At 45.7% G+C, this 12218-nt stretch carries 9 protein-coding genes; 8 read left to right on the top strand and 1 reads right to left on the bottom strand.

Going from position 1 to position 12218, the window contains the following annotated elements; all coding sequences use genetic code 11:
* Nucleotide 1: 1 nt before the first annotated feature.
* The 3 genes from etfB to AC27IJ_RS02150 are packed head-to-tail and all read left to right on the top strand — an operon-like array spanning nt 2 to nt 3254.
* Complete coding sequence (gene etfB, locus AC27IJ_RS02160) at nt 2–787, top strand: electron transfer flavoprotein subunit beta (protein ID WP_312446485.1); 786 nt, start codon at nt 2–4, stop codon at nt 785–787.
* A gap of 26 nt (nt 788–813) precedes the next feature.
* Complete coding sequence (locus AC27IJ_RS02155) at nt 814–1995, top strand: FAD-binding protein (RefSeq protein WP_312446487.1); 1182 nt, start codon at nt 814–816, stop codon at nt 1993–1995.
* A gap of 14 nt (nt 1996–2009) precedes the next feature.
* Complete coding sequence (locus AC27IJ_RS02150) at nt 2010–3254, top strand: CaiB/BaiF CoA transferase family protein (protein WP_312446489.1); 1245 nt, start codon at nt 2010–2012, stop codon at nt 3252–3254.
* Between the two features lie 134 nt (nt 3255–3388).
* On the opposite strand, the gene AC27IJ_RS02145 is transcribed toward AC27IJ_RS02150, so the two are convergent.
* A complete protein-coding gene (locus tag AC27IJ_RS02145; protein WP_312446490.1) occupies nt 3389–4750 on the bottom strand; it encodes an MATE family efflux transporter in 1362 nt (453 codons plus the stop codon).
* A gap of 651 nt (nt 4751–5401) precedes the next feature.
* On the opposite strand from AC27IJ_RS02145, the gene AC27IJ_RS02140 reads away from it, so the two are divergent.
* From AC27IJ_RS02140 to AC27IJ_RS02120, 5 genes are all read left to right on the top strand, one after another.
* The gene (locus AC27IJ_RS02140; RefSeq protein WP_312446491.1) at nt 5402–6760 is read left to right on the top strand and encodes an aldehyde dehydrogenase family protein; all 1359 of its coding nucleotides are present in this window, start codon (nt 5402–5404) and stop codon (nt 6758–6760) included.
* 12 nt (nt 6761–6772) lie between these two features.
* A complete protein-coding gene (locus AC27IJ_RS02135) occupies nt 6773–7888 on the top strand; it encodes a 4-hydroxybutyrate dehydrogenase (RefSeq protein ID WP_312446493.1) in 1116 nt (371 codons plus the stop codon).
* Nucleotides 7889–7999: 111 nt separating this feature from the next.
* Entirely contained in the window at nt 8000–9448 is a 1449-nt protein-coding gene (locus AC27IJ_RS02130; RefSeq protein WP_312446494.1) for a 4-hydroxyphenylacetate 3-hydroxylase family protein, read from the top strand.
* Between the two features lie 117 nt (nt 9449–9565).
* Nucleotides 9566–10882, top strand: a complete 1317-nt coding sequence (locus tag AC27IJ_RS02125) for an acetyl-CoA hydrolase/transferase family protein (protein ID WP_312446496.1) — start codon at nt 9566–9568, stop codon at nt 10880–10882.
* A 4-nt stretch (nt 10883–10886) separates the two neighbouring features.
* Entirely contained in the window at nt 10887–12200 is a 1314-nt protein-coding gene (locus AC27IJ_RS02120) for an acetyl-CoA hydrolase/transferase family protein (protein WP_487147315.1), read from the top strand.
* Nucleotides 12201–12218 lie beyond the last annotated feature (18 nt).

Here is a 12218-nt window from a genome sequence, read left to right as displayed (position 1 = left end):
GATGAAAATTTTGGTTTGTGTGAAACAGGTACCGGATACCAATGAAGTAAAGATCGATCCGGTAAAGGGTACATTGATCCGTGACGGAGTTCCCAGCATTTTAAACCCTGATGATGCAAATGCCCTGGAAGAGGCATTGAAAATAAAAGATGAAAAGCCTGGAACAACGGTTTCCGTTATTACCATGGGGCCGCCTCAGGCTGATGATATGTTAAGGGAATGTCTGGCAATGGGAGCGGATGAGGCTTATCTGCTCAGTGACAGGGCTTTTGGCGGTGCCGATACCTGTGCCACCTCCACCACCATTGCTGCCGGCATCCAGAAAATCGGAGATTACGACATGATTTTCGCAGGACGCCAGGCCATTGACGGTGATACGGCCCAGGTAGGCCCCCAGGTAGCCTGGAGACTTGGCATCCCGGTTGTGACCTATGTTCAGGATGTAAAGCTCTGCGAAGAAAAGGTAATCGTACAAAGGCAGATGGAAAATGGATATGAAATTCTGGAAGTCCAGATGCCCTGTCTTCTCACGGCGGTAAAAGAGCTGAATGAGCCCCGTTACATGAGCATAGGCGGTATCATGGACGCTTATGCAAAAAAAGTTACCGTATGGAATCATGAGGATGTGGTACTGGATCCCAAAGACTGTGGTTTAAATGCTTCCCCCACCCAGGTTTTCCGTTCCTTTACTCCCGCTCCCAAGGGAAAAGGGGAGATGCTTAACGGAACAGTGACAGAAATGACAGAACTGCTGACAGAGAAACTGAAAGAGAAGCATTATCTTTAAGACCCAGGAAAAGGAGGAAGGTTCATATGGCTGTAAATGTAATAAAAGAAAAATGCAGGGGCTGTACGATCTGCGTAAAGAATTGCCCGTTTGAAGCAATTACAATGGAAAATAAGCTGGCCGTCATCGGTACTGCCTGTACCGGCTGCGGCGTTTGTGTAGAAAAGTGTCCGTTTGATGCTATAGAAAAGTCAGAAGAGCCAAAGGATACGGTTGATTTGTCGGAATACCGGGATGTATGGGTATTTGCGGAACAAAGAGAAGGGGCACTCATGCCAGTTGTAAAAGAACTTCTGGGTGAAGGGCGGAAACTGGCGGATGAGATTGGATGCAGCCTTTGTTCTGTATTATGCGGTAACCAGGTGGAAGGACTTGTGGATGAACTGTTTGAATATGGAGCAGATAAAGTTTATCTTGCGGATCATAAAGAACTGGAATCCTACCGCACCGACGCTTATACGGCTGTGATTCACGGCGCGATCAAATCTTATAAGCCTGAAATCGTCCTTTTGGGAGCTACCCACATCGGCCGTGACTTAGGTCCCTGTCTGGCTGTCCGCTGCAATACCGGACTGACTGCCGACTGCACCAAGCTGGAAATTGATGAGGAAGATAAGAAGATCAAGCAGACCCGCCCGGCCTTTGGCGGAAATTTAATGGCAACCATCGTTTGTCCAAACCACAGGCCTCAGATGTCCACGGTTCGTCCGGGAGTTATGGAAAAAGCCGAAAGGCAGGAGGGCCGTAAGGGCCAGGTCATTCCTGTTTCTGTAAGTTTTGAAAAAGACGATATAAGAACCCGTATCCTTGAAGTGGTTAAGGAGGCAGGAGAGGCGGTATCCTTAACTGATGCGGAAATCATTGTATCCGGCGGTATGGGTCTTGGCGGAGCCGAAGGCTTTGAACTGTTAAAGAAACTGGCGGATAAGCTGGGCGGTGTGGTTGCAGCAAGCCGTGCAGCAGTAGACGCAGGCTGGATCGACCATTCCTATCAGGTGGGGCAGACCGGAACCACGGTACGTCCTAAACTGTATTTTGCTTGCGGCATTTCCGGGGCGATTCAGCATGTGGCAGGTATGCAGAACTCAGAGCAGATCATTGCGATCAATAAAAACCCGGCAGCTCCGATCTTTGAAGTGGCCGATTACGGCATCGTAGGGGATTATAATCAGGTGATCCCTGCGCTTATAGAAGCACTGGACAAATAAAGGAGGGAATTAATATGGGAAAGAAACTGTTAGAAGGAATCAAAGTAGTGGAACTGGCAACCTTTATCGCGGCTGCAGGTGCAGGACGTTTTCTTGCAGACTGCGGAGCGGATGTCATAAAAATCGAATCTGCCAAGGGAGATCCGTTAAGACACACGGCTCCATCCGAAGGAAGGCCTTTGGATATGTATGAAAATACTACCTGGGACTTGGAAAATGGAAACAAGCGCTGCATTTCTCTTAATATGAAGGCACCTGAGGGCAAAGAAGCATTTTTTAAGCTTCTGGAAGATGCGGATGTGCTGATCACCAACTGGAGGGTCCAGGCTCTTGAACGGGCGGGGCTGGACTATGAAACGTTAAAAGAGAAATATCCCAAGCTGGTTTATGCCATGGTGACCGGTTATGGAGAATACGGTCCGGATAAAGATCTTCCGGGGTTTGATTTCACGGCATTCTTTGCAAGGGGCGGCTATCTCCATTCCCTCCGCCAGAGAGGAACGGTTCCAATGAATGTGGTTCCCGGAGTTGGGGACCATAACGTGGCCATGAACCTTGCAGCAGGGATCCTTGCGGCATTATACCATGCAAAAGAAACCGGACAGGGAGAAAAGGTAGAGACCAGTCTGTTTGAGACGGCTGTCTATAACATGGGAATGATGATCCAGGCAGCCAATTATGACGGCCCGGCAAGGGAATACCCCATTAATATCAGGGAGAGTGCCAACCCCTTTAATGCGGCATGGAGAACAAAGGATGACAGATTCATTCAGACCTGTATGCCTGATTATAACACCTACTATAAGCAGTTCATGAAAGCTCTGGGAAGAGATGATCTGATGGAAAATGAGAATTACTTCCCAATCCAAAACCTTCAGACCAAAGATCTGGGCACGGAGGTCTATGATATCTGTATGGAAGCAATGGAAAAGAAAACAGCCAAGGAATGGGTACCGGTTTTAAAGGAACACGACATCGCGTTCAGCGTTGCCCAGTCCTGGGAAGAAATTCTGGAAGATGAGCAGGCATGGGCCAATGATTGCTTTTATAAAATGCAGTACGACAATGGAAATGTACGTACACTGGTAAGACCGCCGGTCAAATTCCAGGAGATGGGCGTTCCCGAGTACAATGGCGGTCCTTTAATCGGAGAGCAGGGACCGGAGATCCTGGAAAATCTGGGGTACAGCAAAGAGGAAATCAAGGAGTTTCAGGAGAAGGGAATCCTTTATGTGTGGAAGGATGAGAAGAAAAATTAATCCGTATTTGAATAAATAAAAGCAGAAAAGGGGCACACGGTACCCCTTTTCTGCTTTTATAAGGTTATTTGAGAATATCGCACAGGGCTTTTTATTGCTGCCAATGATAGGAAAAGCCGGCATAACCCATTTTATCAGTAATTTATATCAGAAACCCATTTCACCTTGAAAATCAGGATGGTTGTAATGATGGCTGCCATGTAATTAGAAAACAGGTTGCCCCAGAACACCGAATAAAAGCTTAAGTAGTGCTCTGTTACCAATATAAATATGTACCGCAGGAGCCATACCCGCAGCAGGCTTATGAAGAGAGTGATCCGGGTCTTTCCCAGTCCGATAAAGGCTCCCTGCTGGACCATACAGATCCCAAAGCCGATCACGGAATACGTGTAAATATGAAGCGCTTGGTTCGCTACGGCAAGGACGGAAGCATCCCTGGTGAATAACACCGTAAGCCTTGAAGACAGTGGTACGACCAGGGCGATCAAAAGGGCAGCAGTAATGGCACTTATGACACAGCCAATCAAACAGGCTTTTTTTGCTTTTTCCGGCTGTTTTGCACCCACATTCATGCTGACCATGGTTGTGACGGCGGAACCGAAGGAAGAGGGCAGTATGAAGCAGATGGACGTAATGTTATTGGCAATTCCCTGCCCGTTTAAAACAACGGCCCCGTACTTTTCCACTTCATTATTGATGAGGAAGAAGCCCAGGTTGAGCATCAGGCTGGAAAGCATGGCAGGAAAGCCTATGCGTAAAAGGGTGTTGATGATGGACCAGTCAAACCGGAAGCCGGACAGAACATAGCGTTCCCCTGTTTTTTTTAAGAATAATTCAAAATACATCCACCCGGTAATTAAAAAGTTGGATGCCAGAGAGGCCATGACAGAGCCCACAAGTCCCCAGTGGAAGACCACAATAAAGAGGGCACTGAAAATGATTTTTAAAATCAGCATGATCACCATGCGGACGAACGTATCCTCCGGCTTGCCATTGGCATTCTTTATGGAATTATAAATAGATTCCATGAAGGAAAAGGGCGTCACACAGGCGCTAAGTGCAAGATAGACAAAGACATCGTGAGAAATCTCTTCATTTACATGGGCGGATATGGGAAAGGCAAGGGCAATCAGCAAGGGCGCCAGGATAAAACCCAGCAGAAAAGTAAAAACGATGATTTGAGTGGAAATCTTCCGGCTGTGCTTAAAGTCGCCGGTTCCATTGGACTGCCCGATAATGGCCATTCCAGCCACGCTCACTCCCTGAGCCAGGGCAGAGATCATATTTACAATGGGTGTGCAGTATGTAACGGCACTTGCCGCCTGGGTTCCTACGAGATTGTTAAGAAACAGACCATCGATGACCGGTATAGCGGATTGTATAAGACCCATCATAAGGGTGGGAACGGAAAGAAATAATATGGTCGCAGAAACGGAGCCGTTGAGAATTAAATCCCGCCGCTGCTCGGTGCTTTGTTTTAAAAAGTTTGATTGCATGGTCGATTCACCTGATTAGTAGATTTGCGGTAAAGCTTTCGGTCATTACCGTACAATTTTAAAATATACACTTGAAGAAATGGAAAGTCAAGTAAACTTTTTCTCTGGTAATAATTTTGACACTAATATGGAAGTGGTTTTGTCATCGGTCTAAAATGCTGTGTAATGCAGCGGTGGGAATAATTTATTTCCATTATACCATGAAAGGTGGGTTCTTCGGAATCTGCCTTTTTCAGTTAAATTAACAGAGCTGCTGGTCGTAGGTTTTTTGCTTTCAGGCACAAAACCCCTTTTGCTGTATATTGTTTATTTTATAACAAAGATGTCCGCAGTATGGGTAAAAAACTGGATTTAAAGGAAGAATCCAGGTCATATTTTGCAGGAAACCCTATGGATTATCTCCTTTAAATGCATTTGTAATTGCGGGTTTTGTCAGTAAAGGTAATAAAAACAGAATAAAAAACACGTATAAATATAATGTCTCCATAATAGACTTATAAATTATTGTATAAAATGCATAAAAAGTGGCATATAAAAATTCTATCGTTTATGATAAAGAACTAGTATTTTTAATTATTGAGAATAAGAGGTAAACTAGTATCAGGAACAATGTTAAAAAAATCACTAATAACAAGTAGGGAGGAACCCAAAATGAGTCAATTTATTCAGTCATTGGTAGAACGTTCCAGAAAAGCACAGCAGATCTTATGCACTTATGATCAGGAAAAGACGGACGAAATTGTAAAAATGTTCGCAAAAGTTGTTTTCGATCATGCACAGCCGCTGGCAAAGCTGGCTGCAGAAGAAAGCAGAATGGGTGTATACGAGGACAAGATTACTAAAAATAAGGGAAAATCAAGAATTATCTGGAACTCGCTCAAAGGAAAGAAATCCATCGGCATCATTGGAAGAGATGAGGAGGCAGGCCTCATCGAAGTAGCAAAGCCCATGGGAGTCATCGCAGCTGCGACTCCGTGCACCAACCCGGTTGTAACACCTATGTGCAATGCCATGTTTGCAGTCAAATGCCAGAATACCATTATCATAGCTCCTCATCCCCGTGGCAAAAAATGTGCTATGGCGCTGGCAGATCTATATTATAAGGAGTTAGACCGCATGGGTGTTCCCAGAGATATCTTCCTGGTGATAGAAGAGCCGACCATTGATTTGACAACAGAACTGATGTCAGCCTGCGATGCTGTCATAGCAACCGGAGGTATGGGGGTTGTGAAATCCGCTTATTCCAGCGGAAAACCCAGCTATGGGGTTGGGCCTGGAAATGTCCAGGGACTGATTGATGAAGGAATCGATTACAAGGCAGCAGCAGGCCGTATGATAGCCAGCCGTATCTTTGATAATGGAATTATCTGTTCCGGCACCCAGAGTATCATTGCCCCTGAAAAGGATTATGACTCCATTATCAGAGAGTTTGTGGCTCAGGGCGCTTATTATATCGATGACCCGGCAGTGGTTGCCAGTCTGTCAGAGGTTGTATTCCCGGGCGGCGTCATTAATAAAAACGTGGTTGGACAGTCGGTTAAGACCATCGCAGGATTGGCGGGCATTTCCATTCCTGAGGGAACAAAGGTCATTATCGTTAAGCCGGAAAGACATGGTACCGGTGTGGCATGGAGTAAGGAAAAGATGTGCCCCATGATGGCGGCCTACAGCTATAAGACATGGGAAGAGGCAGTGCAGATTGCTTATGATAACCTTTTGGTAGAAGGAGAAGGCCATTCGGCAGATATTCAGTCTGATGATAAAACACATATCGAATATGCAGGTTTGAAGCTGCCTGTAAGCCGTGTGGTTGTGAATCAGACCTGTTCCAGCATGGCCGGAGGTGCTTTTGCAAATGCATTGAACCCTACCACAACGCTCGGCTGCGGAAGCTGGGGGAACAATGCCATCAGCGAGAACCTCTTCTATACCCATCTGATGAATAAGAGCCGTATTGCATTTGTTAAGAAAAATTGGAAACAGCCGTCTGATGAAGAAATTTTTGCATAGGAGAGTCCGTTCATGAAGGAAGTTATTTTAAAATCCCAGATTTCATATTACGAAACCTGTTCTGAATTCGCTGCGGATTTTCATCTGGGAAGCGAAGATCTGGTATTGACCAATGAATACATATATAACCCGTATTTTGGTGCAATGGGCTTAAAGGTACATACAATCTTTCAGGAAACCTATGGTACCGGAGAACCTACGGATGTCATGGTGGATGCGATTTTAGAAGCAGCAGCGAAAACTGACTGCAAACGGATCGTCGCCATAGGCGGAGGTACGGTAATTGATATTGCAAAGATCCTGGCTGTGTCAGCAGGAGGATCCCTGGATTCTCTTTATGGGGAGCCGGAGAAGATTGAAAAGAAACGAGACCTGGTGATTCTTCCCACAACCTGCGGGACGGGAAGTGAAGTGACCAATATTTCCATCATTAACCGGACCAGACTGGGGACTAAGGTAGGACTGGTATCACCTCATATGTATGCGGATGATGCGGTGCTTGTACCGGAGCTTCTTAAGGGGCTTCCCTTTGGAGTATTTGCCACAAGCTCCATTGATGCACTGGTTCATGCAGTGGAATCCAGCCTTTCTCCAAAAGCCAACCCTTATACAAAGCTGTTTGGCTACAAAGCTATTGAGATGATTATCAGAGGATATCAAAAGATTGCGGCAGAGGGAAAAGAAGCAAGGATACCGATTATGAAGGATTTCCTGATTGCAAGCAACTATGCTGGAATTGCTTTTGGAACTGCAGGATGTGCGGCTGTTCATGCCACCAGCTATCCACTTGGAGGAACCTATCATGTGGCTCATGGGGAAAGCAATTATGCCATGTTTACAGGCGTTCTGAAAAATTACATGGAAATACGCCAGGATGGAGAAATTGCCGTGATGAACCAGCGCTTGGCAAAGCTTTTGGGGTGCGGGGTCAAAGAAGTTTATGACAAGTTAGATGAGCTGCTGGGGATGATTCTTCCCAAAAAGCCTCTTCATGAATACGGCGTAAAACCAGAAGATCTTGAGGTGTTTACAAAGAGTGTCATGGAGCGGCAGGGAAGGCTTATGGCAAATAATTTTGTGCCCTTAGATGCACGAAGAGTCCTTAAGATTTACAAGGAACTATTTTGATCTTAATGATGCAATCACACTTTAATCTCATCAAGCAGCGAAGCGGATTGCGAATATCCGATTGACAAGGCTGGAAGACAGTCTGCAAAGTTAAAAAAAGGAGAAATGGTTATGGCATTGATGACAGGGGAAGAGTATGTGGAAAGCATGCGCGAAATGAAACTGAATGTTTACATGTTTGGGGAAAAAATTGATGATCCCATTGAAAATCCGATTTTAAGACCGTCACTTAATTCTGTAAAGGCCACTTATGATCTGGCTCAGATGCCGGAATATGAAGATTTAATGACAGTGACGTTAGAAGATGGGCGCAAGATCAACCGGTTTTCGAATATTCACAGAAGTACGGATGATCTGATGAAAAAAGTAAAGATGCAGAGACTTTGCGGCCAGAAAACGGCTTCCTGCTTTCAGCGGTGTGTAGGTATGGATGCATTTAATGCGGAATGGTCCACCACCTATGAGATTGATAAAAAGCATGGAACCCATTATCACGAGAATTTTAAAAAATTTTTAAGAATGGTTCAGGATGAGGATTTAACCGTAGACGGAGCCATGACGGATCCAAAGGGTGACAGGGGGCTGGCTCCTCATGACCAGCCGGATCAGGATATGTATTTGAGAGTAGTGGAGCGTAAAAAAGACGGGATCGTTGTAAGAGGTGCCAAAGCACATCAGACCGGTATTATCAATTCCCAGGAAGTAATTGTAATGCCTACCGTTGCCATGGGGCCTGATGATAAGGAGTTTGCGGTATCCTTTGCGGTCCCAACGGATGCGGCTGGAATCACAATGATCATCGGAAGACAGTCCTGTGATACCAGAAAGCTGGAGGGAGGCCAGATCGATGTGGGCAACAGCGAATTCGGAGGAGTGGAAGCGCTGGTTGTATTTGACGATGTATTTGTCCCCAATGACCGCATCTTCCTGGATGGAGAATATGAATTTGCAGGTGTTCTGGTGGAACGCTTTGCAGGATACCACAGACAGTCCTACGGCGGGTGCAAGGTAGGCGTAGGGGATGTTTTAATCGGTGCAACTGCTTTGGCGGCAGATTACAATGGAGTACCTAAGGCTTCTCATATCAAGGATAAGCTGATTGAAATGACTCATTTAAATGAAACCCTGTATTGTTGCGGCATTGCCTGTTCCGCAGAAGGGACCCCGACAGAATCCGGAAATTACATCATTGACCTTCTGCTGGCCAATGTATGTAAGCAGAATGTTACCAGGTTCCCGTATGAGATTGCGCGTCTGGCAGAAGACATTGCCGGCGGCCTTATGGTAACGGCACCGTCTGAAAAGGATTTGAATGATCCGGTCATTGGCGGCTATGTGGAGAAGTACTTAAAGGGAGTTGAGGGAGTCTCTACAGAAAACCGTCTAAGGATTCTGCGTCTGATTGAAAATCTGACTCTTGGCACAGCGGCTGTGGGATACAGAACGGAGTCTCTCCATGGGGCTGGTTCTCCCCAGGCACAGAGAATCATGATTTCCCGCCAGGGCAACATTGGAAGAAAGAAAGCGCTTGCTAAAGCCATAGCCAAAATTGAGGATTAAATAGAAGCCTGAATGTATGCGGCTTATTGAGGAGGAATATCCGCCATAAACATATGGGACTGGATTTATGGCGGATATTTTTATATCAAAATATTGTGTCAGGGAGGTTACATAAGTATGAACTGGAAAGAGATATATCTATCAAGACTTAAAACCATGGAAGAAGCCGTGCAGCTAATAAAATCAGGTGACCGTGTGGTAATAGGGCATGCAGTAGGGGAGCCGATGAAGCTGGTTGACACAATGGTAGATTATGCGGTAAAGGCTGACTTAAAAGACATTGAAATTTTTCAGCAGGTGGATATGGGGCACTCCCTTTATGCCCAGCCTGGTATGGAAAAGCATTTCAGGGAAAACAGCCTGTTCCTGGGAGCAAAAACAAGAGACTGCGTAAACAGCGGCCGCGGGGATTTTACGCCATGCTATTTTTACCAGACTCCTTATTTTTATCAGAATGTGAAAAAGCCTGATGTGGTTTTGGTTACTTTATCCCTGCCAGATGAACATGGCTATTGCAGCTTTGGAGTATCCTGCGATTATACAAAGCCGGCAGCAGAGGCAGAAGGGGCAAAGGTGATCGCCGTAGTGAATCCCAATATGCCAAGGACCATGGGAGACAGCTTTATCCATGTGAGCGATATCGATGTGATTATAGAGGATGATACACCGATTCCGGAGCTTGGGCTTCCTCACATCGGCGATGTTGAGATGGCAATCGGAGAACACATCGCATCTTTGGTGCATGACGGCGACTGTCTGCAGCTTGGAATCGGAGCCATTCCGGATGCAGTTTTAAAATTCCTTGGAAATAAGAAAAATCTTGGCATTCATTCTGAAATGATTTCAGATGGTGTGATTGACCTTTATGAGCATGGAGTGATTAATTGCAGCGCAAAGAATTTTAACCGGGATAAAATGGTGGTGTCATTTCTTATGGGGACCCGGAAACTCTATGATTTTGCAGACGATAATCCAGGCCTATACATGGCGCCGGTGGATTATGTCAATCATCCTACGATCATTGGAAGAAATGATAATCTGGTTTCCATTAACTCGTCAGTGGAAGTAAATCTCATGGGAGAGGCCTGCTCTGAGGCCATGGGTTTAAAACAGTTTTCCGGAATCGGCGGGCAGGTTGACTTTATTCGCGGAGCATCATTTTCCAGGGGAGGAAGAGCTATATTAGCATTTCCTGCCACTGCGAAAAAAGGAAACATTTCAAAGATCGTGCCTTTCCTGACCCAGGGAGCCACGGTAACAACATCCAGAAATGATGTGGATTATATTGTAACAGAATATGGAATTGCAAAAATGAAGGGTAATACTTTAAGAGAAAGAGCACGTCAGCTGGTCCGTATTGCAGCGCCACAGTTTAAGGACGGATTGGCGGAGGAATTTGAAAGACGTTTTGCCGAAAAATATCAGGAGGTGTAGCTACATGGACTGGAAAAAAATCTATGCTTCAAAGGTGAAATCCCCTCAGGAAGCTGTAAAAATCATTCATTCAGGGGATACGGTGTTAATTGCTCATGCGGCAGCAGAACCGGATGTGCTTGTGAGTGCAATGGTTGATCATGTGGCTGAGAAGGATTTAAAGGGCATCCATATTGTTCAGCAGCATGATATGGGAGCCTGCAGGTTTTTTGAACCTGGAATGGAGAAACATTTTAAATACACCTCCCTGTTTGTAGGCACGCGCAGCAGAAGCTATATAGCAGAGGGAAAGGGCGATTTCACCCCTTGCTTCTTCAACCGGATACCAAATTACGTAACACAGACTGCTTCTGCGGATGTATTTTTAGTAACCTTATCAACACCCGATGAACACGGTTACTGCAGCTACGGCCTTTCCTGTGACTTTGCAAAAGAAGTGGGAGAACAGCCGGGCACCAGGGTAATCGCAGCGGTCAATCCCAATATGCCAAGGGTTATGGGAGATAATTTTATCCATGTCAGCAATTTGGAAGCCATTGTGGAAAGCAATGAGCCGATTCATGAGCATGGCCGTCCGGTCATCGGAGCAGTAGAGGAAAAGATAGGAGAAAACATCGCCGGTCTTGTGCGGGATGGAGACTGTCTCCAATTGGGAATCGGAGCAATTCCGGATGCAGTCTTAAAATTTCTCGGGGATAAGAGGGATCTGGGGATTCATTCGGAGATGATTTCTGACGGTATCATAGATCTTTATGAAAAAGGGGCAATCACCGGGAAAAAGAAAAACATTGGCAGAGGGAAAATGGTCGTAACTTTTATGATGGGTACCAGAAGACTGTATGATTTTGTTCACGACAATCCTGCTATTTGCATGATGCCAGTCAGCTATGTGAACGATCCCTTTGTCATAAGCCAGAATGATAACGTGGTATCCATAAATTCCGCATTGCAGATTGATCTCATGGGGCAGGTATGTGCGGAAGCCATTGGTCTAAAGCAATATTCAGCAGTAGGCGGACAGATGGACTTTGTAAGAGGGGCTTCTGCCTCAAAGGGAGGCCGGTCAATCATTGCCTTTGGCGCTACTACAAAGGGAGGAACCATCTCTAAGATTGTTCCGTTTCTGGCAGAGGGGGCAGCGGTTACCACCAGCAGAAACGATGTGGATTATATTGTAACGGAATATGGAATTGCCCATTTAAAAGGAAAATGCTTAAGGGAACGGGCAAGGGAACTGATAAAGATTGCTGCACCGGCATTCCGGGAAGAATTATCAGGAGAATTTGAAAAGCGATTTGGGGAAGTGCTTTTGGTGTAATGTAAATGAAGGAGGGGA

This window comes from Lacrimispora sp. YZC11 (assembly GCF_057543815.1).
This window is presented reverse-complemented; position numbering and strand designations above follow the sequence as displayed.

Coding starts and splice junctions, on each gene's coding strand:
- etfB (WP_312446485.1), top strand. CDS start 2: ATGAAAATTTTGGTTTGTGTGAAACAGGTACCGGATACCAATGAAGTA.
- AC27IJ_RS02155 (WP_312446487.1), top strand. CDS start 814: ATGGCTGTAAATGTAATAAAAGAAAAATGCAGGGGCTGTACGATCTGC.
- AC27IJ_RS02150 (WP_312446489.1), top strand. CDS start 2,010: ATGGGAAAGAAACTGTTAGAAGGAATCAAAGTAGTGGAACTGGCAACC.
- AC27IJ_RS02145 (WP_312446490.1), bottom strand. CDS start 4,750: ATGCAATCAAACTTTTTAAAACAAAGCACCGAGCAGCGGCGGGATTTA.
- AC27IJ_RS02140 (WP_312446491.1), top strand. CDS start 5,402: ATGAGTCAATTTATTCAGTCATTGGTAGAACGTTCCAGAAAAGCACAG.
- AC27IJ_RS02135 (WP_312446493.1), top strand. CDS start 6,773: ATGAAGGAAGTTATTTTAAAATCCCAGATTTCATATTACGAAACCTGT.
- AC27IJ_RS02130 (WP_312446494.1), top strand. CDS start 8,000: ATGGCATTGATGACAGGGGAAGAGTATGTGGAAAGCATGCGCGAAATG.
- AC27IJ_RS02125 (WP_312446496.1), top strand. CDS start 9,566: ATGAACTGGAAAGAGATATATCTATCAAGACTTAAAACCATGGAAGAA.
- AC27IJ_RS02120 (WP_487147315.1), top strand. CDS start 10,887: ATGGACTGGAAAAAAATCTATGCTTCAAAGGTGAAATCCCCTCAGGAA.